Source organism: Aciditerrimonas ferrireducens (assembly GCF_023130475.1).
Lineage (GTDB): Bacteria > Actinomycetota > Acidimicrobiia > Acidimicrobiales > UBA8190 > Aciditerrimonas > Aciditerrimonas ferrireducens.
In genome coordinates, this window is the sequence record NZ_JAKHEX010000019.1 from 1 (window position 1) to 25274 (window position 25274).

The window sequence follows — 25274 nt, forward strand, 5'->3', positions numbered from 1 at the left end:
CCTCGGGGCCCTGGTCCTGGTGGCGACCGGTCGGGCCAAGGGCCGGCGGAGCGCCACCCCAGCGGTCAGCGGCTCGCTTCGACTCGAGGAGGTCGGCCCATGAGCTCCGTCGCCGTGCCCGCCCCGCAGGCCGACTCCCCGTCCACGGCACGGCCCGCCGGACGCCCCGACGACGCTTTGGGAGCCGATCCTGGTCGGCAGGGACGGGCCGTCGGGGTGTCCCTGGTCGGCCTGCGCCGGACCTTCGGCGCCGTGGCGGCGCTCGACGACCTGACCCTCGAGATCCACCCCGGGGAGCTCCTGGCCCTGCTCGGCCCCTCGGGGAGTGGCAAGACCACCGCCCTGCGGGTCCTCGCCGGCCTGGAGCGGGCCGAACGCGGCCGGGTCCTCGTCGGCGGCGCGGACATCACGGCCCTGCCGCCCCACCGGCGGGGCATGGGCATGGTCTTCCAGGCCTACAGCCTCTTCCCGAACATGACGGCCCTGGAGAACGTGGCCTTCGGGCTGCGGCTCCGCCGGGTGGCGAAGGCCGAGCGCCGCCGGCGGGCCGCCGATCTGCTCGACCTGGTCGGCCTGGCCAGGGAAGCGGACCGGCACCCCCACCAGCTCTCCGGAGGCCAGCAGCAGCGGGTCGCCCTGGCCCGGGCCCTGGCCATCGAGCCCCGGGTGCTGCTGCTCGACGAGCCCCTCTCGGCCCTCGATGCCGGGGTCCGGGTCCGGCTCCGGGAGGAGATCCGTCGGATCCAGCTCGAGGTTGGCATCACGACGGTCTTCGTGACCCACGACCAGGAGGAGGCCCTGTCGCTCGCCGACCGGGTGGCCGTCATGGCCGAGGGCCGCCTCGAGCAGGTCGGCACCCCGGCCGAGCTCTACGGCACGCCCCGGACCGGCTTCGTGGCCCGCTTCGTCGGCACGGCCAACGAGCTGCCCGGGCGCCTGGCGGGGCCGGGCACCGTCGAGGTCCTGGGCCGGCAGGTGCCGGTGCCCGAGGCCGCCCTCCCCGGCCTCGAGCATCGCCGCCCGGGGGACAAGCTCCGGGTGCTGGCCCGTCCCGAGGCCCTCGGCCTGCGGGCCGACTCGAACGCCCCGGGGCGGGTGCTCTCCACGACCTTCCTGGGCGCCACCCTGCGGGCCCGGGTGGCCGGTCCAGACCTTCCCCAGCCGGTCGCCGTCACCCTGCCCGCTGGGGCCCCCGAGGCGCCCAAGCCCGGCCAGGCGGTGGCCCTCGAGCTGACCGGACCCCTGCTCTTCGTCGAGCCGGCCGAGGACCGGCCGTGACGGCGTACCCCGGGACGCCGAACCCCGGGACGCCGGAGCCGGGCGGGGTGCCGACGAGCACCGTCGCCGGCACCATCGTCCCCGACCCCAGGACCCCGGGGCCGTACCGCCGGCTGGTGGTCGGCCCGGGGGAGCCCCACCAGTGGCTGGCCAGGCCGGTGGGGGCCGCCCAGGGCCGGGCCGATCCCGCCGAGGGGTCCTGGGCGGGGGCCATCCCCCTGGTCGGCTTCGTCCAGCTGACCGACCTCCACGTCACCGACGTGCAGAGCACCACCCGCGCCGAGTTCCTCGACCGGCTCGGGGACCCCGACTCGCCGCTCCTCCCGCTCCTGGGCGTCCCCGGCACCTACCGGCCCCAGGAGCGGCTCACCACCCAGGTGCTCGACGCCATGGTCCAGGCGGTCGCCGCCCTCCGGGCGGGGCCGGTCTTCGGGGGCCCGCTGGCCGGGGTGGTCCTGAGCGGCGACCTGCTCGACAACGCGCAGGCCAACGAGCTGGCCTGGCTCCTCGGCGTGCTCCAGGGCGGCGTCGTCCGACCCGATTCCGGGGACCCGACCCGAGACGAAGGGGTCGGCGGCCCCGACTGCCGGGACGAGCGCTACTGGCATCCCGAACCGGCCCCGGGGGTCAGGGACCTGCCCCGGGAGCGCTTCGGGTTCCCCGAGGTGCCGGGCCTCCCGAGCGCGGCCCGCGCCCCCTTCGAGGCCCGGGGCCTGCGGCTGCCCTGGTGGGCGCTGCCGGGCAACCACGACGTCCTGCTCGCTGGCACCGTCCCCCCGGGACCGGTCCTGCGGGCCGTGGCCGCCGGCTCGTGGAAACCCACCGGCTGGCGGCCTGGGGCCGACCTCGTGCAGCTGCTCCAGGGCCACGACGTGGCGCCCCCGGCGGTCCTCCGGCTCCTCGCCGGCGGGCCCGGCCGGTCGGTCAGCCCCGACCCCGAGCGCCAGCCCTGGCGACCCTGGGCCTGGCCCGGTCCGGCCCGAGGCCCCTTCGCCTTCGACCTCGGGCCCCTGCGCTGTGTGGCCCTGGACACCGTGAACCGGGACGGCGGCTGGCAGGGCTCGCTTGACCGCGACCAGCTCGCCTGGCTGGAGGCCGAGCTCCTGGCCGGCCACGCCCGGGCCCTGGACCCGGCGGGCCGCTGGGTGGCCGTCGGGGGGGAGCCCCGCCCCTTCGCCCTGTGCACTCACCACCCCCTCGAGTCCCTCGTCAACCCCTACCGCAAGGACCCCGGGGCCACCCCCCGGGTCCTCGGGGAGGAGCTCCTGGCCCTCCTGGCCCGTTTCCCGAACGTCCTGCTCTGGGTGGCCGGCCACACCCATCGCCACCGGGTCCGCTTCCTTCCCTCCCCCCACGGACCCTTCGGCTGCTGGGCCGTGACCACCTCGTCGCTGCTCGACTGGCCCCAGCAGGGCCGGGTCCTGGAGCTGGCCCTCGACCCCGCGGCCCCTCGGCTGCTGCTGGCCAGCACGGTCCTCGACCACGGGGGGCTCCTCGACTCTCGTGGCGGGTCACTCGGGGACACCCGCACCTTGGCTGGCTGGTCCAGGGAGCTGGCCGTCAACGCCTGGCACCGTCCCCCCGACGCTCCCGAGCCGCCCGGCCGGGGGACCCGGGGGGACCGCAACGTCGTCCTGCCCCTGCCGGTCGGAGACCCCGGGCTCCTCGAGCAGCTGGGCGCCCCCGCCGCCGCCAGCTGACCCACGGCGCCGGGGCCGCAGGGAGGGCTCGCAGGGAGAGGGCCGGGAGCCCGCTCAGCGCCAGCGGCCCAGCCAGGCGAGGATGTCGGCGGTCACCTCGTCCCGGTTCGTCTCGTTCAACAGCTCGTGCCGAGCGCCGGGGTAGAGGCGGAGGTCGCAGGGGACCCCGGCGGCCACGAGGGCCTCGGCCAGCGTCCGGGGGTAGTCGCCCATGGCACCCGCGGGGTCCTGGTCGCCAGCGATGACCAGGACCGGGCAGGCGATCGTGTCGAGCCGCTTCGCGGCAGGGGCGGCGAGGGCGAAGACCTTGAGGAGGTAGCCCCAGGTGAGGGGGTGCTGGTCGCCGCAGAAGGGGTCGGCCAGGTAGCGGTCGACCTCGGCCGGGTCCCGGCTCAGCCAGTCGTAGGGGGTGCGACGGTCCGGGACCGCCTCGGCGTAGGGGGCGAAGAGGTCGCTGGCCGGCTGGGCCCGCCCGGCCTGGCCGGCCTGCTCGGCCAGCGCTTCGCCGAGGGCTGCCACCCCGTGGAGGTCGACCGGGAAGCCGCAGAGCACCGCCCCGGCGAGGGTCCGGCTCTCGGCCACCAGGGCGGCCAGCCCGATGACCGATCCGAGGGAGTGGCCGAAGATGAACGTGGGCCGCGCACCGCCGAGGGCGGCCTCGGCCTCGGCCCGCACGAGGGCCAGGTCCTCGAGGAGGGCCGGCCCGCCTCCCGGGCCGACGATCCCCGGGCCGCCGCTGGCCTCGGCCGTCCTCCCGTGGCCCCGCTGGTCCAGGGCTGCGGTGGCCAGGCCGGCACCGGCCAGGGCCTGGGCGAAGCGCTCGTAGCGCCCGCCGTGCTCGGAAGCCCCGTGGGCCACCACCACCAGGCCCCAGGGGTCGGCCGGTCGCCAGAGCCGGTAGGCGACGGCCACGCCGTGGCGATCCCGGCAGGACTGCACAGGGTGCTCGTGTGGGGTCATCGTGCTCCTCCGCCGGTGTTGTCGTCGGTTTCCGTCGTGGTCGCGGGGCCGGCCCAGCCTCGGGCTCGGCCCAGGGCCCGCTGCCAGGTCGCCTGGGCCCGGGCCCGCTCAGCTTCGTCGGTCGTCGGCTCGAAGCGGCGCTCGAGGCGCCAGAACCGGGCGAAGGCCTCCGGCCCGGGCAGCAGGCCAGCCCCGAGGGCCGCCAGGCAGGCGGCACCGAGGGCGGTGGTCTCGGTGACCACCGGCCGTTCGACCGGCACACCGAGGAGGTCGGCCTGGAGCTGGAGGAGCAGGTCGTTGCGGGCTGCCCCACCGTCCACCCGCAGGACCCCCGGCGGGCCGCCCAGGTCCTCGGCCATGGCGACCAGCACGTCCCGGACCTGGTGGGCGATGGCCTCCAGGGCGGCGCGGGCCAGGTGGGCCCGGGTGGCGCCGCGGCTGATGCCCACGAGGGCCCCCCGGGCGGCCGGGTCCCAGTGGGGGGCGCCGAGCCCGGTGAACGCCGGCACGAGGACCAGGCCCCCGCTATCGGGCACGCTGGCCGCCAGGGGAGCGCTGTCCTCGGCCCGCTCGAGCAGCCCCAGGTCGTCCCGCAGCCACTGGATGACCGCCCCGGCGACGAAGACCGAGCCTTCGAGGGCGTGGTCCCGCCGCCCGGGCAGGCTCCAGGCCAGGGTGCCGAGCAGGCCGTGGGACGAGGAGGGGAGGGCGGGGCCGGTCTGGAGGAGGACGAAGGCGCCGGTGCCGTAGGTGGCCTTGGCCATCCCGGGCTCGGTGCAGGCCTGGCCGGCCAGGGCGGCCTGCTGGTCCCCGGCCACCCCGCTGACCGGCACCCGGGCCCCGAGCACTGCCGGGTCGGTCTCGGCCAACGGCCCGGCGGAGTCCACCACCTCGGGCAGGCAGCTGGCCGGCACGCCGAAGAGCGCCAGGAGCTCGGGGTCGAACCGGCCCGTGCGCAGGTCGAGCAGCGCGGTGCGGGCGGCGTTCGTCCGATCGGTGCGGTGGACCGCCCCGCCGCTCAGCTTCCAGAGCAGCCAGCTGTCGACCGTCCCGAAGGCCAGCCGACCCTCGTCGGCCAGCCGACGGACCTCGGGGACGTGCTCGAGGAGCCAGGCCAGCTTGGAGGCCGAGAAGTAGGGGTCGAGGACCAGGCCGGTCCGCTTCCGGACGAGGGGCTCATGGCCGGCGGCCCGGAGGGCCTCGCAGATCGGGGCGCTTCGCCGGCACTGCCACACCACGGCCGGGGCCACCGCTCGGCCGCTCTCCCGGTCCCAGACGACCGTCGTCTCCCGCTGGTTGGCGATGCCGATCGCCCGCAGCTCGGCAGCCTCGACCCCGGCGGCCGCCAGGGCGTCGCGGATGGCCGCCAGCTGGGTGGCCCAGATGGCCTCGGGGTCCTGCTCCACCCAGCCGGGAGTCGGGTAGTGGCAGGCCAGGGGGTGCTGGCCCACGCCCAGCACCCGGCCGTCCTCGTCGACCACCATCGCCCGGGAGCTCGTCGTCCCCTGGTCCAGCGCCAGCAGTCGTGTCGCCATCCCCCTCCCTTCCCCCGGCGCCCGAGGGCCGGTCCTCCGCCGGGCCCGGCCGACCGATCACCAGGCCCGAAGAGGATGCCCGCTCGCGGCTCCCAGCGCACCTCGGGCGGCGCCTAGGGTCCTGGCATGGACCGCCTGCCGACCGGCGTCACCCGGGTGGAGGGCCTGCCCGGGCAGGGCCTCGGCCTGGCCGCCTTGGTGGCTGGCCCCGAGGACGGCCCCTTGGCCCTCTGCCTCCACGGCTTCCCCGACACCGCCTGGACCTGGCGGCACCTCCTGCCGGCCCTCGGGGCTGCGGGCTACCGTGCCGTGGCCCCCTGGCAGCGAGGGTATGCGCCGAGCGACCTACCCGAGGGGGGCCGGGCCCAGGTGGGCGCCGCGGTGCTCGATGCCCTGGCCCTCCACGAGGCCCTCGGGGCCGGGCCCGACGCGGTGCTCCTCGGCCACGACTGGGGGGCCCTGGCGTGCTACGGGGCCCTGGCCCTGGAGCCGGAGCGCTGGCGGGCCGGGGTCGGGCTGGCCGTGCCGCCCGGTCCCCGCCTCCAGGAGGGCTTCCTCGCCTACGACCAGCTCCGGCGCAGCTGGTACATGTTCTTCTTCCAGCACCCCCTCGCCGAGTGGGCCGTGGCCGCCTCGGACCTGGCGTTCCTGGAGCGGCTCTGGCGGGACTGGTCCCCGGCGTACGACCCGAGCGAGGACCTCGGCTGGGTCCGCCAGGCCCTCGGGACCCCCGAGCGGCTCCGGGCCGCCCTCAGCTGGTACCGGGCCCAGCTCGACCCGGCTGAGCAGGACCCCGCCCTGGCCGAGGCTCAGGCGGCCACCGGCCGCCTGAGCAGCCGGCCCCTCCTCTACCTCCACGGCCGCGCCGACGGGTGCATCGGCGCCGAGCTCGCCGACGGCGCGGTCGAGGGGTGGCCGGCTGGCTCCCGGGTCGTGGTCCTCGAAGAAGCTGGCCACTTCCTCCACCTCGAGCAGCCCGAGCGGGTCGAGGAGGAGATCCTGGGGTTCCTCGGGGCGCCCTGAGCACCGGCCGGCTCAGCGGCAGGCGGCGCAGGTCCCCGAGAGCTCGAAGCTCGCGTGGTCGACGGCGAAGCCGTGGTCCCGGGCCACGGCGCCCACGAACGCCGCCACCTCCTCCTCGGGCAGGTCCTCCACCCGGCCGCAGCGCTGGCACACCAGGTGGTGGTGGTGGCCGCTCGTGGCGCAGAGCAGGTAGCCGCCCTGCCCGCCGGGCCGGGGCACCTGCTGGACGATCCCGGCCTCCTGCAGGGACTGCAGGGTCCGGAAGACCGTGGCCCGGCCGATCCGCCGGTCCCTCGCCTCGACCGCCGCCAGGAGCTCCTGGGCGCTCAGCGGGCGGTCGGCCTGCTCGAGCACCTCGGCGACGAGGTCCCGCTGGGGGGTGATCCGCTGGCCGGCCGCAAGGATCCGGCTCCGCACCGAGTCGCTGGCCACCCCCCGAGTGTATCGGGAGTGAGACCACCGTCGGCGACGTCGACCATGAGGGTTGACGGCTCTTTTCTGAGACCAGGTATCATCTCGTTTGACGGCGAGTCGCCCAGGGGCGGCCGCGTCGAGGACCCGTGGACCGTGGCGTACGAGGAGCGAGGATGCGGAGCGAGGCCGTGACGACGGAGGGGCGACGGTCGAAGCAACTGGAACCCGGGGTGGTCTCCCTCTGGGGGCTCGTGAGCCAGAGCATCGCCGGGATGGCCCCGACCTGCGACGTGGTGGCCTTCATGACCGCCGGGGCCGCGTTCGCCCTGGTTGCCCTGCCGCTCTCCTACCTCCTGGCCTTCGGCCTCATGTTCATCGAGGTGAACACCCTCTACCACCTCTCGAAGCACCGGGGCGGCGCCGGTGGTTACTACAGCTACGTCTCGGCGGGTCTCGGGCCCCGGGCAGCGCTCGTGACGGCGCTCATGGTGATCTTCTACCAACTGGTGAGCGTGGCGGGGGTGCCGGTCTACGTGGCCGGGGTGTTCCTCCCGGGTCTCGCCAAGGCCTACCTCGGGGTGAGCCTGCCGGGCTGGTTCTGGATGGTCATGGTGCTGGTCTTCATCGGGGTGCCCTGGGGCCTCTCGGTGGCCGGGATCCGGCCGACGGTCCGGACCCTCGTGTTCACCAGCTCCTTGGAGATTGTGTTCCTGATCGTGGCGTCCTCGATCATCATCGGGCGGTCCCCCCTCCACACCCCCTTGCACCCCTTCGACATGGCGGCGGTCGGGGTGAAGGGCGTGGCCCTCGGCATGATCTTCGCCATCACCAGCTTCATCGGGGTCGGGAGCCACGCTCCCCTGGGCGAGGAAGCGAAAGGGGTGCGGACCCAGCAGGGCCGGCTCATCGGGAAGGCGGCGATCCTGTCCCTCACCATGGTGGGGGTCGCCCTGACCATCTCGGCCTACGCCTTGACGGTGGGCTGGGGCCAGAGCGCCATGGCCGCCTTCGCCAAGTCCCCGGCCCCCGGCGTCGAGGTGTTCCTGCGCTACCTCGGGCCCGTGGGCGCGGTGGCCCTCGTGGTCCTGGCGGTGAACAGCGCCCTCATGGACGACGTGGCCCTGTTGAACAGCAGCGCCCGAGTGCTCTACGCCGTGGGACGGGACCAGCTGCTGCAGACGAGCTTCTCGGTGGTGAACGGGCGGCGGGCCCCGGCGGCGGCCCTGAGCGCCGTGGCGGCCCTCGCCATCGCCGTGGCCTTCGGCTTCGGCCTCTGGCTCGGCCCCTCGAACGCCTTCAACGTGCTCACCACGGCGGTGCTCTTCGGCCTGGTCACCGCCCACACCCTCATGAACCTCTCCCTCATGCGAATCTCCTACCGGGAGCGGCGGGCTGTCCAGGTCCTGTTCCACCTCGTGCTGCCGGTCGTGGCCATGGGCCTGTTCTGGGTCGTGCTCTACGAGTCCATCGTGCCCTTCACCTTCCCCCTGGCCTGGGCCGCGGTGGTGTGGGTGGTGGTGCTCGTGCCCTCGGTGGCCTGGTCCTGGTGGGCCATCGGTCACGGCCGGGTCCTTCCCGGCCGGGACCGGCACCTCGGTACCCCGCCGCCGGAGGCGACCACGCCGGTGGCGCCCACCTTGCCGGGCTGAGGCGCCGTGCTCCCGGCGAGGCGATCCACGGGCGCACCAGGCCTCCGAGGCGGCGGGCGTCGGGGGGCGCTGGCCCGCCTGGCCGCTGGCGAGACCCTGACCTGGCGAGGGTGTCGGCTGCGGGCCCGTTGGTGCTTCGACGGGGTGCCTCTCATTGTCGAGGCCGAGCAATGCCCTCGTCCCTCGGCCAGCTGCCCCGGCACGAGCGGGCCGGCCGAGGCGGGCTGCGCCGTGGTGCCCTGCCGGCGGGGTCGGCTGGCCCGCCAGCTGGCCCTCGGGCTGCAGCAGCTGCTCCTGGACCCGGCGTTGCCGACCGACGTGGCCGCTTCGGCCCTGACCCAGCTGGCGCGTTCGCCCGAGCCTTGGGCCCGGGTCGACGCCGCCCGGGACCCGCGCTGCCCGCCCCCGGTGGTGGCCGGGTTGGCTCGCGACTGGTGGTGGGAGGTGCGAGCCGCGGTGGCCTCCCGGCCGGGCCTGCCCTCTCCGTTGGCCTTCGCGTTGGCCCGGGACCGTAGCGAGTGGGTCCGGCGGGCCCTGGCCGAGAACGCCGATGCCGACCCCGAGGCCTTGGACCTCCTGCGGGACGACCCGAGCTTCGGGGTGCGCGACGCTGTCGCTGAGCACCCCCGGGCCCTTGCCCGGACTCTCCGGGCCATGGTGCACGACCCCGCTTGGGAGGTGCGCCGGAGCCTGGCGAAGCGCCGGGAGGTCCCGACGGAGGTGCTCGAGGAGCTCCGCCTGGATCCGGAGCACTGGGTCCGGTTCTTCGTGGCCTGCCACCCGGCCACCCCGGCTTGGGTGCGCGCCGAGCTCGCCCGGGACCCCCGGCCGAGCGTCCGAATGGTCGCCGAGCGTGCCGGCGAGCGGGCGCGGCGGATGGCCCTCACCTTGGGCCGGGGCCTCGAGGGACCCGGGGCCGCCCTGCCCGAGGGCCCGGCGTCGGGACCGGGTCCGTGCGGGGGGGACCCACCGGGCGGTCGACGAACGCGTCGACCCTGACGCGGGGAGATCACCGAAGGTTCTTCCGTTCGTCGCCGAACTGCCACGGACCGGTCACCTGGGCTCGGCAGATTCGGACCATGACCCGACTGACGGATGCGTCGACCGACGCCCCGGCTGGCGCCGGGACGCTGCCCCACCCGCCCCTGCCGCGGTGGGTGGCCCTCGAAGGGGCCTGCAACGTGCGGGACCTCGGCGGCTACCCGACCCGAGACGGCAGCCAGGTTCGCCGGGGCCTGCTCTACCGGGGCGACAGCCCCCACCGGGTGGCCGGGGAGGACATCGCCATCCTCCGGGCCCTCGGCATCACGACGGTCGTCGACCTGCGTCGCGAGGACGAGGTGACACGGCAGGGCCGCGGTCCGGTCGCCGAGTGGGCCGAGGTGGTCCTCCACCTGCCCCTGCCCCAGCAGCCAGCCGGGTCGCCGAGCAGCCCGACGGCCGGTGTCCCCGAAGACCTCGGCGACCTCTACCGGGCCTACCTCGAGCACGCCGGCCGGGAACTGGCTCTCCTGGTCGGGGTGCTCGCCAAGCCCCGGGCCCTGCCGGCCCTGGTCCACTGCTTCGCCGGCAAGGACCGGACCGGGCTGGTCTCGGCCCTCGTGCTCTCGGTCCTCGGGGTCGACGAGGAGCTCGTGGCCGCCGACTACGCGGCGAGCGCCCTGGTCCGGGACCGCTTCTTGGACTTGGCCGGCGCGGAGCTCGTCGGGCCGGGCGCCGACCCGAGCAGCCTGGACCGCGACGACCCCCGGCTGGACGCCGACCCCGGGGTCATGCTCGAGCTCCTCGCCTGGCTGACCGACCGCTACGGCGGTCCCGAGGCCTACCTCCGTGCCGCCGGCGCCAGCCCCGAGGACCTCGCTGCCTTGCGGGCACGTCTGGTGGCGCCGACCGCCTGAGCACGTTCCTGTCCCGACCCGACGATCCCCATCGAAGGAGGCACGCGTGTCGACCCGGACCATCTTCGCCGCCCAGGACCAGGCCCGAACCGGGCGGTTCCACCTCCGGACCATGTTCACCACCGGCATGGGCGTCTTCAGCGACGGCTACAGCCTCTCCTCCATCGCCATCGTCCTGCCCCTCGTCCTCGCCAGCTTCGGCCGGCACTCCCTCACCGGCATCCAGTCCTCGCTCCTCACCGGCTCGGCCCTCGCCGGCATGGCCCTCGGCGCGCTGGTCTTCGGGGTGCTCGGGAACCGAGGCCGGAAGCGCTACTACGGCATCGACGTCGTCGTCATGGCCGTCACCGCCCTGGCCCAGGCCTTCGTGCCCGACGTCGCCTGGCTCATCGCCGTCCGGTTCCTCTTCGGCATCGGGGCGGGCGCCGACTACGTGCTCTCGCCCACCATCCTCGGTGAGCACGCCAACGTCCGGGACCGGGGCAAGCTCATGCTCATCGGCTTCGGGGTCAGCTGGGTGACCGGCGCGGCCCTGGCCGGCGTGGTCGACCTGCTCTGCCACGCCGCTGGCCTCTCCGGCGGGGACACCTGGCGGATCGTCCTGGCCTTCGGGGCCCTGCCGGCCCTCACCGTCGTCTACCTCCGGCGCCGCCTGCCCGAGACGGCCCGCTTCCTGGCCCGGGTGCGGGGCGACGCCGCGGCGACCGCCGCGGTGCTGGCCGAGGTGCACGCCGAGGAGCAGGTGCGCCGCGACCTGGCCGGGGTCCGGCTGGTGGACCGCCGGAGCGTCCTGCACTACCTGGCCCGGAACCGCCAGGCCATCGTGACCTCCTGCGTCCTCTGGTTCCTCTTCGACGTGATCGGCTACTCGAGCGGTCTCTACGGTCCCACCCTCATCGCCAAGGGCCTGGGACTGAGCCCTGAGGTCTTCACCCTGGTCACCTACGCCGCCTTCTCCATCCCCGCCCTGCTCCTGGCAGCGGCCATCGTCGACAAGCGGGGCCGGCGCCGCATGACCGCCCAGTGGTCGGTGGCCGCGGCCCTGGCCCTCGTGGCCTTCGGGGCCTACAAGGACGCCGTCGGGATCATGGCGCCCGGGGTCGCCCTCGTCCTCCTCGGCCTCTTCACCGTGACCGGCGGCGTGGCCAACGCGGTGCCGACCTCCGGCATGAACGGGGTCGAGCTCACGCCCACGAAGGCCCGCACGGTGGTCCAGGGCATCACCGTGGCCTCGGGCCGGGCCGGGGCGACCATCGCCGCCTTCGTCTTCCCGGCCCTCTTCGCCCACCTCGGCGAGTCCGTCGCCATCTACTTCCTCGCGGCGGTCACGGCGGTCGCGGCGGCAGTGGCCTGGGCGACCCTCCCCGAGGCGGCCGGGCGGAGCCTCGAGGCGGCCAGCGACGAGGAGCTCGAGGGGGCCACGACCGCGCCGTCCCCGACCCCGACCGAGACGGCAGCGTGAGGGTTTCGGGGCCCGGGACCAGCGGTCCTAGGCTCGTCGTGTGGACCGGCAGCGCTCCCCGGGCGCTGATCGACGAGCGGACGCCACGGCGGGGGTGGCGAGCGAGCGGGTGCTGCTCGTCGACGCGGCCAACGTCGTCGGCAGCCGACCAACGGGATGGTGGCGGGACCGGGTCGGGGCGGCCCGGCGGCTCCTGGCCGAGTTGCAGACTGCCCTGGCCGAGGGGCGCCTCGGGGACCCGACCGTCGTCGTCCTGGAGGGCGCGGCCCGGGCGGCCCAGGGAACGGGCGATCCGGCCGACGACGGAGCGCCCGCCGGAGACGACGACCCTGGCGGGGCCCCGAACCTCTGGGTGGTCTCGGCCCCGGGCAGCGGGGACGACCTGCTCGTCCGCTTGACCTCGGTGGCGTGCCGGCAGGGGTGCAGGGGCCTGGTCGACACCCTGGTCGCCCTTGGCGGCCGGCCGTGCTCGACACGGTGGGCAGACTCGACACGGTGGGCAGGCCGGCCCGAGCGGCCCGTCTCGGAGGACCGCAGGGGCCTGGCAGCCGTGGTGGTGACCGCCGACCGGGGACTTCGGGCCCGGGTGCTGGCCGCTGGTGGCGAGGTCCGGAGCCCAGGGTGGCTCATGGGGCAGCTGGCCTCGTCGCCCGGCCAGTGAGCGGGCCGCCCCGCCGGCCCGCTCAGGGCTGTGGTGCCGGGGGGTCGAGCAGCTGGTCCGCCCAGATTCGTTCCTCGCCGTGGCGGAGGCAGGCCGCGAGAAACCGGTAAGTCCACTCCTCGGCCAGCTTGCGGTTGTCGCACCAGACCAGCGGCACCGTCGGCCAGCGCACGGCCACCTCGGCCAGGCCATCGGCCACCTGGCCCGGGCGGAGGTGCTCGAGCGCGAACACCTTGGCCCAACGGTCCTCGACCACCAGCGCCGCCCGAGGCTGCGCGGCGAGCTCGGCGAGCTGGTAGCGCAGGCGCCCGCTGGTGAGGCTGCCGACCAGATCCGCCAGGGACTTGCGCTCCACCACCCCGACGAGGCCCCGGTCGTCGGCGACGGCGTAGTCACCGCAGGGCAGGGCCTGGCGCCGAGTCGCCACCCGGTCCCCCTGGGCGGCGAAGCGGTAGGGGTACCGCTCGCGGGTATCGACGAGGACGGTCAGCTCCGGGAGTCCTTGTGCCCGGGCCCGAGGCACCCGCACCCCGGGACGAGACTGCCTGGTGGTCCGAGGAGCCTGCCAGAACACGACCTGGCGACCCCGGGCCCGGGTGACCACCAGCTGGGAGCGCTGTTCCCGACGCCGGTCGGCCACGAGGTCGATGGCCGCGCCCCGCCGAGTGCAGGCCTTCAGCGGGACCCGCTCGAGGATCTCGGGCTCGGCCGGCCAGTCCTCGAGCGGCACCGGATGGCAGTACACCGCCGTGGTCCGGGGCCAGGGTTCCCGGGCCCGAAAGACCTTGCCCCCCTCGAGGGGCACGAGCAGCAGGTAGGGCAGTCGACTGGCCGGGTCCGGGTTCCGGGCCACGAGCAACTCCACCTCGGCAGTCTGCTGCAGCGCCGCGTCGGCCGTCTATCGTGGACCGGTGCCCTCGCCGCCCTCGCCGGGGCCACGTGCCCGGCACGCCGGTCCCCGTCACGCCCGGCCTCGCCGAAAGCGACGGCCGGCCCTGCACCTCGGCTTGGCGTTCCTCGGTGCGCTCGTCCTGGCCTCCGTCGGCCTGGGCGTGGCCAGCGGCCGCCTCACCGCCCCGCTGGCCCCGCCTCCGCGGGCCCCGTCGGCTGGGTCCTCGGCGTCGGCTGTGGCGGCCAGCGGACCCCGGTGTCCCCTGAGCGACGAACCGGCACCCGGGGGTGTCGTGCCGGCCCGGCCCGCCCTGGCCATCAAGGTCGGCAACAACCCCTCTGCTCGGCCCCAGAGCGGGCTGAGCGAGGCGGACATCGTCTACGAGGAGCCCATCGAAGGGGCCATCACCCGGCTGCTCGCCGTCTTCCAGTGCCACGGCGCACCCCAGGTCGGTCCGGTCCGCTCCACCCGCTGGATCGACGTCCAGCTCCTCGAGCAGTTCGGCCACCCCGTCTTCGGGTTCGCCGGCGGCATCGACCCCGACGAAGCCCTCGTGCGCGACTCGCCGGTGGTCGACGCGAACTTCCTGCGGGACTACGACCTCTACTACCGAACCGACACCCGCCTGGCGCCGAACAACCTCTACGTGGCCACCGCCAGCCTCTGGGGCCTGGACGACGCCAGGACCCCGCCCGCCCCGGTCTTCAGCTTCAGCACGAGCCTCCCCAAGGGCCTCGGGGCGACGCCGACCGCCAGCGCCACCTTGACCTGGAGCTCCATCTACGACGTCACCTGGACCTGGGACCCTCCTGCTGAGAGCTGGCTCCGGACGGTGAACGGGACCGCGGACCTCGAGACCAGCGGCCGGCAGCTCCAGGCGGCCAACGTCGTGATCCTGCGGGTCAAGACCGTGCCGGGCCCCTACTCGGAGGACGCCGAGGGGGACGTCGGGGTCCACAGCATCACCGTCGGCGAGGGCCCCTTGACCGTGCTGCGCAACGGGGTCGCTATCCACGGGATCTGGCAGCGCGGCAGCATCCAAGAACCGATCCGTCTGCTCAGCGCCGCGGGGACCACGATCCCCCTCGCGCCCGGGCCCACCTGGGTCGAGTTGCTGCCCGTCGCCGGGCAGCTCCAGCTCGCCGGGGGCTGAGCCGGTGGCGCCCCGAGCCGACCGACCGGTGGCGGTCGTCGCCGTCCGCCTCCACGGTGACCCCGGTCGCCAGCCCGGTGACCACCGGGTCCTGGTGGACCGGCTGTGGCCTCGCGGGGTGCGGCGGGCCGCCCTGGACCTCGACGAGTGGGCCAAGGACCTCGCGCCGAGCACCGAGCTGCGACGGTGGTACGGCCACGAGCCCGAGCGCTTCGCCGCGTTCGCCGACCGCTACCGGGCCGAGCTGGCCGCGCCCGAGCAGGTGGCCCGCTGCGGGGCCCTCCTGGCCCGGGCCGCGGGTCGACGGCTGGTGCTCTTGACCGCCACCCGGGACCTCGAGCGCTCGGCGGCGTGGGTCCTGCGGGAGGTGCTCGAGGCCTGGCCGCCTGAGGGCCCCCCGCCCTGAGGGCCCCCAGCCGACGACCTTCAGCGCTCCCCGGCTTCGTCCTGCTCGTCGTAGGTGTAGGTGTAGGGGTTCTCGAGCACCCGGGTGGTCGGGATCTCGGGGTGCATGCCCTCGTGCCAGGCCTCGGCGCCGAGCGTCCGCTCGAGGTGGGCGACGCCCTCCTCGACCAGCCGGCGTAGGCGGGCCCAGTCGACGTCGACGAGCTCCCCGGCCCACTTCACCACCCGCCCCTTGGCCAGGACCAGCTCCACGTCGGCCCGCTGGGCCTGGAAGGCCAGGTGGCCGTAGGGGTTCAGGATCGGCAGCATGGCCGGGGAACGGGGGTTCCGGACCAGGACCACGTCGGCCGCCTTGCCCGGTTCCAGGCTGCCGGTCTCGGCGTCCAGCCCGAGCGCCCGGGCCCCGCCGATGGTGGCCATGGCGACCACGTGCTCGGCCCGGAGCGAGCAGTGGGTCAGGGTCTCGCCCCGCTCGTGGTGCTCGAGGTGCTCCATGGCCCGGTCGGCCCCCAAGGTGGCCCGCATGGCCGAGAAGAGGTCGCCACTCCACCAGACACTGGTGTCGTTGGAGAGCGAGCCGGGGATCCCGTACTGCCGGAGCCGGTAGGTCGTGGGATAGCCCTGGCCGGCGCTCTCCTCGCTCTCGGTCGCCACCGACACCGTGCCGCCGGTCGCCGCGATGCGGTGGTAGGAGTCCGGCTGGAGGGTGGCGGCGTGGACGTAGGTGGTGCCGGGGGTCATGAAGCCGTGCTCGTGCATCAGCCGGATGCCCTCGTCGTTCGTGGCGCCCCAGACCCCGGCGTGGGTCGTGACCCGGATCCCGAGCTCCCGGGCGACCTCGAAGGCGGCCCGCTCCGGGAACGCCGGGTCCCCGGGCACGTCGAAGGCCAGCTGCGGGACCACCTTGCCTCCGGGTCGGCCGAGGAGGCGGCGGAGGAACTGCTGGACCTCCGGGCTGGTCGCCCACTCCCAGGGGCCCTGCTGGATGTTGCCGTAGGCCAGCACGTAACGGCCCGGGGCCTCGTCGAGCGCGGCGAGAGCTGCCTCCGCGTGGGCCACGCTCTGGAGGCCGTGGGACCAGTCGACCGTGGTGGTCACCCCGGCGTCGATGGCCTCGAGAGCGCCGAGGAGGTTCCCGGCGAAGACCTCCTCGGGCCGAAAGGCCTTGCCCCACTCGAGGTAGTACCAGACGAAGTACTGGGTGAGGGTCCAGTCGGCCCCGTAGCCCCGCATGAGGGTCTGCCAGAGGTGCCGGTGGGTGTCGATCATGCCGGGCAGCACGATGCCCCCCTGGGCGTCCACCACGAAGGCGTCCCCCGGGGCGGCCAGGCCCTGGCCGACCGCCTCGATCCGTTCGCCCCGCACCAGGACGTCGCCGCCCTGGAGGACTCGTCGGTCCTGGTCCATGCAGAGGACCGTCCCGCCCCGCAGCAGGATCGGCTGACCAGGTTGCGGCCTGAGCCCTGTCGACGTCGTCACGGTCCCACCCCCTTTGTCGCCGACCCCTTCGCGGGCCGGTTCCCTCCACCGGTCGCCGCCACACCGACCCTGCGTCGCGGACGACGGCCAAAACCTCGGACAGTTGTCCGCTCGATGGACAGCAGCAGGCTAGAGCGCGGGCGGCGAGGAGGCAACGGCAGGCCCCTGCCCGCTCGCTCGTGGTCCGGGTCCTCGGCCCTACACTGCGCTGTCCGCCCGTTCGGTCCCGAGGACAGCCTGGAGGGCCATGACCCGGCGCAGCACCGCCCCTGAGTTCATCGAGGCCCTGGCCCGGGGGCTGGACGTGATCCGGGCCTTCCAAAGCGGCGACCGGGAGCTCACCCTCGCCGAGCTGGCCGGCCGGGTCGACCTCGCCCGCCCGACCGTCCGGCGCATCCTGCTCACCCTCGAGGAGCTCGGCTACGTCCGAGCCGGGGCGCGGGGCTACTCGCTGACCGCCAGGGTCCTGGACCTCGGCCTGGCCTACGTCCAGTCGGTCGGCCTCTGGGACGTCGTGGCACCGCATCTCGAGCGCCTCTCCCGCCAGACCGGCGAGTCCTGCTCGATCGCCGAACTGGACGGGTCCGACGTCGTCTACGTGGCCCGGGTGGCGGTCCCCAAGGTGGTCGGCCTGGCGGTCAGGATCGGCACCCGCTTCCCGGCCTACGCCACCTCCCTCGGCAAGGTCATGCTGGCGGCCCTCGGGGCCAAGGAGCTCGACCGGGTCCTGCGCATCCCGAGCCGCTCCGAGGTCCGTCCCCTCTGGCAGCCCACCCGGGCGGAGCTGGCCGCCGATCTCGCTGCGGTCCGCACCCAGGGCTGGGCCCTCACCGACGAGCAGCTCGCCAAGGGCATCCGCTCCGTGGGTGCCCCGATCCGCCGGCCCGACGGCACGGTGGTGGCCGCCGTCAACGTCAACACCCACGTGCTCGAGACGCCGGTGGAGCACCTCGTCGGGCACCACCTGCCCCGGCTGCTCCAGGCCCGCGACGCCATCGAGGCCGACCTGGCCCGCCTCGAAGCCCTGCCGCTGCGCCAACGGAACCACGCCTCGAGCGCCAGGACCCTGGCGGCAGCCGGGAGACCGGACGGCCTTGCTCGGCCGTCCCGCCGTCGCTAACGTCGCTCCCGCTGATCGGACGCTATTCCGAGGAGTGGACACATGGGGTGGTACAGGCCTGTCCGGGTGGGCGACGTGGGGGGACGTCCGTGGTGCTGAGCGGATCGTCCCCGGCCCCGGAGCTCGATCCCGCCCCGCGAGGCCCCCTGGCGGGTCTGCTGGTGGCGGACTTCTCCCGCATCCTGGCGGGGCCCTACGCCACCATGCTGCTCGGGGACCTGGGGGCCACGGTGGTGAAGGTCGAGAGCCCGGCCGGGGACGACACCCGGACCTGGATGCCGCCGGTCCACGAGGGAGTGGCCACCTACTACCTCTCGGTCAACCGCAACAAGCGCTCAGTCGTCTTGGACCTGAAGGACGAGGAGGACCGGCGGCTCGCCGAACGGCTGGTCGAGCGGGCCGACGTCATGATCGAGAACTTCCGGCCCGGTCAGCTGGCCCGCTACAGCCTGGACTGGGAGCGGGTCCATGCCCGGAATCCCCGCTGCGTCATGGCGTCCATCACCGCGTTCGGGTCGAACGGCGAGGGCGCCGGCCTCCCGGGCTACGACCTCATGGTCCAGGCCATGAGCGGCCTGATGAGCCTGACCGGTGACCCCGAGGGACCGGCGATGCGCAGCGGCATCGCGGTGTTCGACATCCTGGCCGGCCTGCACGCCACGGTCGGCATCCTGGCGGCCCTGGCCGAGCGGGAACGCAGCGGCGAGGGACAGCACGTCGAGGTGAGCCTCATGGCCTCGGCCCTCTCGGGCATGGCGAACCACACCACGGCGTGGGTGGTCGGCGGCGTAGTGCCCTACCGCATGGGCAACGCCCACCCCAGCCTCTTCCCCTACGAGCCCCTGCCGACCGCCGATGGCGAGCTGGTGGTCATCGCCGGGAACGACCGGCAGTTCCGGGCGCTGGTCGACGTCCTGGGCGTGCCCGAGCTGGCCGAGCGGCCGGAGTTCGCCCGGAACGAGGACCGAACGGCGAACCGGGAGATCCTCCGTCCGCTCCTCGTCGAGCGGCTGCGCACCCGGCCGGCCCGGGAGTGGTTCGACCTGCTCATCGCCCGGGACGTGCCCTGTGCCCCGATCCTGACGGTGGACGACGGCGTGGCCATGGCCGAGCGGCTGGGCCTGGCACCGACGGTGCCGGTCCCAAGCGACCAGCCGAGCTTCCCCATGGTTCGTCACCCCATCGGCCTCTCCAGGACCCCGCCTCGCTACGACCTCGCCCCCCCGGCGCTCGACCAGGACGGGGCGCTCGTCCGGCGCTGGCTGACCGAGGGGGCCGGGCAACCAATGAGCGGGGCCGCGGGCCAGGCCGGTCGAGCCGGGACGGGGACGGACCAGTGAGCGAGACCGCCTACCCCACGGGTCTCGGGGCCTCCACCGAGGTCGGCATCACCCTCATGGGCCTGGACCTGGCCGAGGACCTCATGGGCCGGGTCGGGTTCGGCGAGCTGGTGCTCTGGCTCTGCCGCCAGCGCCGACCCCGGCCGGGGGAGGTCCGGCTCTTCGAGGCCGTCCTCGTAGCCCTCGCCGACCACGGCTTCACCCCCACGGCCATCGCCGCCCGCCTGACCTACCTGTCGGCCCCTGACGCCCTCCAAGGGGCCTTCGCCGCCGGGCTGCTCGGCGGCGGCTCGCGCTTCTTGGGGGTGACGGAGGACACCGGGCGGTTCCTGGCCGAGGCCCTCGCCGGACGGGACCTGCCCGCGCCCGAGGCCGACCCGGAGCGCTGGGACGAGCTGGCCCGGGCCGTGCTCGCCGAGGCCCGAGCGGCGAGGCGCCTGGTGCCGGGCCTCGGCCACCCGGTCCACAAGGTCCAGGACCCCCGGACCCCCCGCCTGCTCGCCATCGCCCGCGAGGAGGGCAGCTTCGGGCCGCACCTGGCGCTCTTTTCGGCCATCGGTCGGGTCCACCCTGAGGTCCTCGGCCGCCGGCTGGTCCTGAACGGGGCCGGGGTCTGCGGGGCCGCCCTCATGGATCTCGGCGTCCCCTCCGCCGTGCTGCGGGGCGTGGCCCTGGTGGCCCGGGCCGGCGGGCTCCTGGGCCAGTTGGCGGAGGAGGCTCGGGCCCCGGTCGGCATGGACATCTACCTCCACGTCGAACGCCATGCCCGTTTCGAGGCCCATCCCTACCCCGACGCCGGGCCGGCGCCAGCCGGCCACGGGGAAGGGTGAGCCGGACGAGAGGAAGGAGGACCCCGTGGCGCCCTTGGTGGCCGTCGTGGCCTCGACCCACCACCCGTTCTACTACCGGGCCTCCACCCAGCCCCCGGACCAGCGGCCGGCCTCCGTGGACACCTGGGTCCGAAAGATCGAGGCGTTCCGGGAGACGCTTCGGGTGGCCGAACCCGACGTGCTCGTCCTGGTCGGCTCGGACCACTTCCACCAGCTCTGGCTGGACAACATGCCCCAGTTCCTCGTCGGAGCCGCCCCGGTCTACGACGCCAACTGGTACAACGAGGAGCGGGAGTTCGGGCTGCCCCGCATGCGGCTCCAGGGGCACCCGGCCCTCTCGCGGCACCTCCTGCGCCGGGGCCTCGACCTCGGTTTCGACCTGGCCTTCTCGAACGAGCTCCGCCTGGACCACTCGGTGACCTGCCCCATCATCACCCTGCGGCCCGAGGCCGACCTGCCGGTGGTGCCCCTCTACACGAACATCTTCGCCCCGCCCATGCCCCAGCCCCGGCGGTTCGTCGAGCTCGGCCAGGCGCTGCGCCGCATGGTGGAGGAGTGGGAGTCCGACGAGCGGGTGGCCATCATCGGCACCGGCCACCTCTCCTTGGAGCTCGGCGGCCCCCGCCAGTTCGGGCCGCACGGGCCCGACCCGGCCTTCGACGCGAAGGCGGTCCGCTGGATCGCCGAGGCCGACGTGGAGGGCGCCCTCAGCGAGGTGACCCTCGAGAGCCTCGCCGAGCCGGGCAACGCCACCCACGGCTTCATGGACTTCCTCCTCATGATGGGGGCGGCGGGCCCCGGCACCCCGGCCGACTACGTCGACAGCCTGGACCTGTTCCACACCATGGAGGCCTACTTCACCTGGTACCCGAAGGAGGGGACGTGAGCCGCTACCTGCTCGACAAGTTCCTCTACACGGTCGACCGGGACCCCGACCTCCTCGAACGCTACCGCCAGGATCCCCGGGGCACCGTGGCCTGGTGGGAGGCCGAGATGGCCAACCGTCTGCTCGCCTGTCACGAGCAGGAGCGCTCCAGCTGGCTGGCCTTCGAGGACGCCGAGCGCGAGGCCCTCGCCACCCACGACTACCCGGCGCTCTTCGCCCTCGGCGCCCACCCCTTCTTGACCCTGACCCTCTTCATCGGGCTCTTCGAGCGGGACCACCCTGAGCCCCTCGGTTTCCAGCGGGCCTACGCCGCTCGCCTGGCCGACTGGCTCGGCAAGCCCTACCCCGACATCAGCACCTGCTGAGCCGTGCGCGCCGCCGTCCTTCACCGGGCCGGGGCACCACCCGAACCGGGCTCCTGGCCGGAGCCGGTGCCCGGCGAAGCCGAGAGCCTCCTGGCCGTCGAGGCGGCGCCGATCAGCCCGCTGGACCTGCTCCTCGCGTCGGGGGTCTCGTACTTCGGGCCGCCGCCGCTGCCCTCGGTGCCCAGGGTCCAAGGCGTGGGCCGGGTCCTGGCCTCGGGCTCGCTCCCGGTGGGGGCCCGGGTCTGGTTCCAGGCCCCCGCCCGCAGCGCCTCGGCCCTCGGGGCCCTCGCCGAGCAGACCGTCGACCTGCGCCAGCACCCCGACCCCGAGGCCCTGCGCCAGGCCTTCCTGGCCGCCAGCCCCGAGGGCTACGACCTCGTCCTCGACCCGCTCTGCGGTCCGCCGGCCGACGCGGCGCTCGTGACCCTCCGACCCGGGGGCCGGTTCGTGAACCTCGGCAGCGCCGCCGGACCGGCCCTCCAGGCGCCCTCCACGGTGCTCCGCAGCCGGAGCCTCTCGGTCCTCGGCTACACGAACGCCAGCCTCACCCCGGCTGAGACCATGGCGACCCTGGCGAAGGTTTTCGACCTGGCCGCCGGGGGCGTCCTGCGGGTGCGGACCGAGACCCACGCCCTCGCCCGGGTCGGGTGGTCGTCCTCGTGGACCCCGCCGCCTCCTGAGCCGAGGCACCCTCGGCTCTGTCAGCCCTCGGGCGGCACGCTGGCCTGCCGCGCCGGCCGGGTCGGCCACCAGAAGCGCTCGCCGAGGGTGCTGCCGATGGCCGGCACGAGGACGCTGCGGACCAGGAACGTGTCGAGGAGCACGCCGACGGCGACCAGGAAGCCGACCTCGGTGAGGGCCACGAGGGGCAAGACGGCCAAGGCAGCGAAGGTGGCCGCCAGCACCACCCCGGCAGCGGTGATGACCGGACCGGTGGCCTCCAGGCTCCGCGCCATGCCGATGCGGGTGGCGCCGCACCGAGCGGTTTCCTCTCGGGCCCGGCTGGCCAGGAACACCGTGTAGTCCACGCCCAAGGCCACCAGGAAGACGAACCCGAAGATCGGGACGGTGGGGTCGAAGCCGGGGAAGTGGAAGAGGTGGGTGACGACCAGGGCACTGACCCCGAGGGAGGCGACGTAGGAGAACAGGACCGAGGCCGCCAGCACCACCGGTGCCACCACTGCCCGCAGGAGGATCCCGAGGACGACCAGGACCACGAGCAGGATCACCGGCAGCACCCGCTCGGTGTCGTGGACCGCCGCCGCGTGCAGGTCGAGGTCGGTGGCGGTCTCGCCACCGACCAGCGTCCTGGGGCCGACCGCCTCGTCGAGTCGCCGCTGGAGCGAAGCCACCGTCGACGCAGCGAGCCGTCCCGAGGGTGCGCCGGCCAGCGTGGCGGTCAGGATGGCCGCGTCCGGCAGCACCCGGGGGCTCCCGAGGGCCACGATGCCGCGAGTGGACCGGACCACCGCCTCGGCGGCCGCCAGCCGGCTCGGCGGCCGCACGAGGATGGTCGCCGGCGCGCTCGCCCCCGGCGGGAAACCCTCGGCGAGGAGCTCCTGGGCCACGACGGCCCCGACCCGGCCCCGGAACCCGTTCTGCTGGTTCACCCCGCCCCGGTAGGCGAGGAGACCGAAGCAGCAGGCACCGAGGACCACGGCGACCGACGATCCCGCCAGGACACGGCGGTCGACGACGCGCCGGGCCACCTGGGCCCACGGGCGGCTCGTGGCCGCCGGCGGTCCGCCCGGGCGGGGGATGCGCGGCCAGAACACCCGGCGTCCGCAGAGCACCAGGAGCGCGGGGAGCACGGCGAGCTGGGCGACGAGGGCGCAGGCCACCCCGGCGGCACAGGCCGGGCCCAGGGCGGCGACGTCCCGGAGGTGGGCCAGGCCCAGGCAGAGCAAGGCCAGGACGACGGTTCCACCCGAGGCCAGGATGGTCGGCCCGGTGCGGGTCAGGGCCCGGATCACCGCCACCCGGTGGTCCTCGTGCTGGGTCAGCTCCTCTCGGACCCGGGCCACGAGCAGCAGGGCGTAGTCGGTGCCGGCCCCGAAGACGACCACCGTCAAGATGCCGACCGTCATGCCGTTCACCACGAACCCGTGGGTGGCGAGGAGGTAGGCGGCCCCTTCGGCCCAGCCAGCGGCCACGAAGACGGAGAGGAGCGGCAGCAACCACAGCACGGGGCTGCGATAGGTCAGCAGGAGGAGCAGGACGACGATGGCGACCGTCAGTCCGAGGAGGCGCCCATCGACCCCGGCGAACGCCCGGGCGACGTCGGCTGCCGAGCCGGCCGGTCCCCCCACCGCTTCCCGCAGGCCCGACAGTCCGCTCGTGCGCGCGGCCTGCCGTGCCAGGCGCGCCAGGGTCGCGACGTCGTGGTCCAAGACGCCCGGGGCGATCGTGGGGGCCAGCGAGATCTCCACGAGGGCCACCTTGCCGTTCGGGGAGACCTGGAGCGCCGACGGTGTCCCCGCGTCCCGCAGCCGGGCCTCTCGGACGGCCGAGACGAAGCGCTGGACGGCCCGGCGTCCGTTGGGCCCGAGGCCGTGCGGCCGGGCGAACACCACGACGGCGGGGGAGCCACCGACCGCGGGATGGGCCTCCTCGAAGGCCAGCACCCGAGTGGCGGGCGCGCCACGGGGCAGAAAGGTCGTCGGGGCGTTGTCCTCATGGGCGCTCAGCTTCCCCGCCAGCGGGCCGCAGATCCCGAGGAGGGCGACGGCCAGCACCACCACCCCCCGGCGACCCCCCGGCCGAGGTAGCGTCCCCGTCGAGCCGTCATGAATGATGACACTACGTCGGAACCTAGACAATCTGTCAAGAAGATGCGCGGCCGGAGGGCCGCGGGTCGCTGGGCGTCGGCCGTCGAGGCCCACCGGGCTGCCCAGCGGGACGTCGTGCTGGACGCGGCTTTGGAGCTGCTGCGCGAACGGGGCCTGGCTGGGCTCACCATGTCGGCCCTGGCCGATCGGGCCGGGGTGTCCCGAGCGACCCTGTACCACTACTTCCCCGACGTCGACCATGTCCTGGCTGCGTGGGTCAGCCGGGAGGTCGAACGGAGCGTGGCCGACGTCCTCGCCACGGCCAGCGCCATCGAGGACCCCGTGGAACGGCTCCAATGGGTGGTCGGGGACCAGCTGGCCCGCTTCGCCAGCCAGGAGCACCGGGTGTCGGTCGAGCACCTCGACTCCGAGGCCGGCTCGCCGGTGGTGCGCGCCGCAGTGGCGAGCGGTCTCGAGCCTCTCCGACGGCTGCTCGCCGGCACCCTCGAGGAGGCGGCCAGCCGGGGCCAGCTCGCCCTGCCCGCCGGCCCCGACCTGGCCGTCGACCTCCTCCTCGGACTCCTCGGCGCCACCCGTCGACACCTCGTCGAGGGTCGCCTCGAACCGGCCGAGGCGACCCAGGCGATCTGGGACCTCCTCGAGACCGGGTGGCGGCGGCCCGGCCGGCGGAACCCTCGTCGTCGACCCTCGGACCGCCCGGGCGGACCCCCTCAGGGGGTCCCGCCCGCCGCCTCCCCGCCGAGGAGCCGGTAGAGCCGCTGGCGGGCCTCCTCGAGGATCGCCACCGCCTGCTCCTGCTGGTGCTCGTCGCCCACCAGGGCCACCTGCCGAGCCGCCGCGAGGGTGGTGGCGGCGGCGTGCCGCAGGGCCAGGCGCGGCCCGCCGACGGCGTCGCGCAACCGAGCCCAGGGTGCCCCGGCTTCGAGGACCTCGGCCGCCTTCCGCTCGCCCTCGGCGGTGAGCGAGTAGCGGCGGCGACCCTCCTCCTCCTCGGCCTGGACCAGTCCCTCGTCCTCCAGGAGCTGCAGGGTCGGGTAGACCGAGCCGGGGCTGGGTCGCCACAGGCCCCCCGTCCGCTCCTCCAGCTCGGCGATCATCTCGTAGCCGTGCATCGAGCGCTCCGCCAAGAGGGCCAGGACCGCGTGCCGCACGTCGCCGCGGCCCCGCCGACCTCGACGCCGGCCCCCCGGTCCGAAGCCCCCCGGTCCGAGACCCTCGGGACCACCGGCCCAGGGTCCCGGACCGCCGATGCCCATGCCCATCCTGCCTGCCCCCGCCGGGCCAGCCCATCCGGCTGTCCACGGACCGCCAGGGTCCGCCCACCAGTTGCGGTTCCTCCCGTGCATCGTCACCTCCACGTCTGGGCGCATCCGCGCCTAGTATCGATATATCGATGATAGCTCGACGATCAATCGGAGGGGGTCGGGGGGCGTCG

General features: G+C 74.8%; 23 protein-coding genes and 1 pseudogene. 17 read left to right on the plus strand and 7 right to left on the minus strand.

Going from position 1 to position 25274, the window contains the following annotated elements; genetic code table 11:
* Positions 1-99: 99 nt before the first annotated feature.
* Positions 100-1278, plus strand: coding sequence for an ABC transporter ATP-binding protein (locus Acit_RS10090; RefSeq protein WP_248108694.1), 1179 nt, complete (start codon positions 100-102; stop codon positions 1276-1278).
* A complete protein-coding gene (locus Acit_RS10095; protein WP_248108696.1) occupies positions 1275-2978 on the plus strand; it encodes a metallophosphoesterase family protein in 1704 nt (567 codons plus the stop codon). Before Acit_RS10090 ends, Acit_RS10095 begins: the two co-directional genes overlap by 4 nt.
* 54 nt (positions 2979-3032) lie before the next feature.
* On the opposite strand, the gene Acit_RS10100 is transcribed toward Acit_RS10095, so the two are convergent.
* Complete coding sequence (locus Acit_RS10100) at positions 3033-3890, minus strand: alpha/beta fold hydrolase (RefSeq protein WP_248108698.1); 858 nt, start codon at positions 3888-3890, stop codon at positions 3033-3035.
* 44 nt (positions 3891-3934) lie between these two features.
* Positions 3935-5473: a glycerol kinase GlpK gene (glpK, locus tag Acit_RS10105; protein ID WP_248108700.1), complete on the minus strand. Its 1539-nt coding sequence runs from the start codon at positions 5471-5473 to the stop codon at positions 3935-3937.
* Between the two features lie 126 nt (positions 5474-5599).
* Between glpK and Acit_RS10110 the strand changes: the two genes are divergently transcribed.
* Positions 5600-6496 carry an alpha/beta fold hydrolase gene (locus Acit_RS10110; RefSeq protein ID WP_248108702.1) on the plus strand — a complete coding sequence of 299 codons (897 nt, stop codon included), beginning with the start codon at positions 5600-5602 and terminating at the stop codon, positions 6494-6496.
* Positions 6497-6508: 12 nt separating this feature from the next.
* On the opposite strand, the gene Acit_RS10115 is transcribed toward Acit_RS10110, so the two are convergent.
* The gene (locus tag Acit_RS10115; RefSeq protein ID WP_248108704.1) at positions 6509-6928 is read right to left on the minus strand and encodes a Fur family transcriptional regulator; all 420 of its coding nucleotides are present in this window, start codon (positions 6926-6928) and stop codon (positions 6509-6511) included.
* Positions 6929-7083: 155 nt separating this feature from the next.
* On the opposite strand from Acit_RS10115, the gene Acit_RS10120 reads away from it, so the two are divergent.
* The 5 genes from Acit_RS10120 to Acit_RS10140 all read left to right on the plus strand — a co-directional run bounded on the left by Acit_RS10120 (position 7084) and on the right by Acit_RS10140 (position 12580).
* A complete protein-coding gene (locus tag Acit_RS10120) occupies positions 7084-8559 on the plus strand; it encodes an APC family permease (protein WP_248108706.1) in 1476 nt (491 codons plus the stop codon).
* Between the two features lie 144 nt (positions 8560-8703).
* Complete coding sequence (locus Acit_RS10125) at positions 8704-9558, plus strand: hypothetical protein (RefSeq protein WP_248108708.1); 855 nt, start codon at positions 8704-8706, stop codon at positions 9556-9558.
* Positions 9559-9638: 80 nt separating this feature from the next.
* The gene (locus Acit_RS10130) at positions 9639-10457 is read left to right on the plus strand and encodes a tyrosine-protein phosphatase (RefSeq protein ID WP_248108710.1); all 819 of its coding nucleotides are present in this window, start codon (positions 9639-9641) and stop codon (positions 10455-10457) included.
* 46 nt (positions 10458-10503) lie between these two features.
* Positions 10504-11919, plus strand: a complete 1416-nt coding sequence (locus Acit_RS10135) for an MFS transporter (RefSeq protein ID WP_248108712.1) — start codon at positions 10504-10506, stop codon at positions 11917-11919.
* A 94-nt stretch (positions 11920-12013) separates the two neighbouring features.
* Complete coding sequence (locus Acit_RS10140) at positions 12014-12580, plus strand: hypothetical protein (protein WP_376746047.1); 567 nt, start codon at positions 12014-12016, stop codon at positions 12578-12580.
* 22 nt (positions 12581-12602) lie between these two features.
* Here the strand turns inward: Acit_RS10140 and Acit_RS10145 are convergent, their stop codons facing one another.
* Positions 12603-13445: an ERCC4 domain-containing protein gene (locus tag Acit_RS10145; protein ID WP_248108716.1), complete on the minus strand. Its 843-nt coding sequence runs from the start codon at positions 13443-13445 to the stop codon at positions 12603-12605.
* A 46-nt stretch (positions 13446-13491) separates the two neighbouring features.
* Here Acit_RS10145 and Acit_RS10150 point away from each other — a divergent pair, with 46 nt between their 5' ends.
* Positions 13492-14625 carry a DUF3048 domain-containing protein gene (locus Acit_RS10150; protein ID WP_248108718.1) on the plus strand — a complete coding sequence of 378 codons (1134 nt, stop codon included), beginning with the start codon at positions 13492-13494 and terminating at the stop codon, positions 14623-14625.
* 4 nt (positions 14626-14629) lie between these two features.
* A complete protein-coding gene (locus Acit_RS10155; protein WP_248108720.1) occupies positions 14630-15031 on the plus strand; it encodes a DUF488 domain-containing protein in 402 nt (133 codons plus the stop codon).
* 20 nt (positions 15032-15051) lie between these two features.
* On the opposite strand, the gene Acit_RS10160 is transcribed toward Acit_RS10155, so the two are convergent.
* Positions 15052-16437 carry an amidohydrolase family protein gene (locus Acit_RS10160; RefSeq protein WP_282436756.1) on the minus strand — a complete coding sequence of 462 codons (1386 nt, stop codon included), beginning with the start codon at positions 16435-16437 and terminating at the stop codon, positions 15052-15054.
* Between the two features lie 319 nt (positions 16438-16756).
* Here Acit_RS10160 and Acit_RS10165 point away from each other — a divergent pair, with 319 nt between their 5' ends.
* From Acit_RS10165 to Acit_RS13185, 6 genes and pseudogenes are all read left to right on the plus strand, one after another.
* Positions 16757-17629, plus strand: coding sequence for an IclR family transcriptional regulator domain-containing protein (locus Acit_RS10165; protein WP_248108721.1), 873 nt, complete (start codon positions 16757-16759; stop codon positions 17627-17629).
* A gap of 95 nt (positions 17630-17724) precedes the next feature.
* On the plus strand, positions 17725-18969 hold the full coding sequence (locus Acit_RS10170; RefSeq protein WP_282436763.1) for a CaiB/BaiF CoA transferase family protein: 1245 nt from the start codon (positions 17725-17727) through the stop codon (positions 18967-18969).
* The gene (locus tag Acit_RS10175) at positions 18966-19799 is read left to right on the plus strand and encodes a citryl-CoA lyase (protein ID WP_248108725.1); all 834 of its coding nucleotides are present in this window, start codon (positions 18966-18968) and stop codon (positions 19797-19799) included. The genes Acit_RS10170 and Acit_RS10175 overlap by 4 nt, the downstream gene beginning before the upstream one ends.
* Before the next feature lie 25 nt (positions 19800-19824).
* Positions 19825-20685 (plus strand): DODA-type extradiol aromatic ring-opening family dioxygenase, encoded by an 861-nt coding sequence (locus Acit_RS10180; RefSeq protein WP_248108727.1) that lies wholly within the window; start codon positions 19825-19827, stop codon positions 20683-20685.
* Positions 20682-21050 (plus strand): hypothetical protein, encoded by a 369-nt coding sequence (locus Acit_RS10185; protein WP_248108729.1) that lies wholly within the window; start codon positions 20682-20684, stop codon positions 21048-21050. The genes Acit_RS10180 and Acit_RS10185 overlap by 4 nt, the downstream gene beginning before the upstream one ends.
* Before the next feature lie 228 nt (positions 21051-21278).
* Positions 21279-21662 (plus strand): annotated as a pseudogene (locus tag Acit_RS13185) (zinc-binding dehydrogenase); the annotation flags it as partial.
* 89 nt (positions 21663-21751) lie between these two features.
* On the opposite strand, the gene Acit_RS10195 reads toward Acit_RS13185, so the two are convergent.
* Positions 21752-23791 carry an MMPL family transporter gene (locus Acit_RS10195; protein ID WP_248108731.1) on the minus strand — a complete coding sequence of 680 codons (2040 nt, stop codon included), beginning with the start codon at positions 23789-23791 and terminating at the stop codon, positions 21752-21754.
* A gap of 90 nt (positions 23792-23881) precedes the next feature.
* Here Acit_RS10195 and Acit_RS10200 point away from each other — a divergent pair, with 90 nt between their 5' ends.
* Positions 23882-24592: a TetR/AcrR family transcriptional regulator gene (locus Acit_RS10200; protein WP_248108733.1), complete on the plus strand. Its 711-nt coding sequence runs from the start codon at positions 23882-23884 to the stop codon at positions 24590-24592.
* On the opposite strand, the gene Acit_RS10205 is transcribed toward Acit_RS10200, so the two are convergent.
* Positions 24550-25095 carry a PadR family transcriptional regulator gene (locus Acit_RS10205; RefSeq protein WP_248108735.1) on the minus strand — a complete coding sequence of 182 codons (546 nt, stop codon included), beginning with the start codon at positions 25093-25095 and terminating at the stop codon, positions 24550-24552. The genes Acit_RS10200 and Acit_RS10205 overlap by 43 nt on opposite strands.
* Positions 25096-25274: the final 179 nt, after the last annotated feature.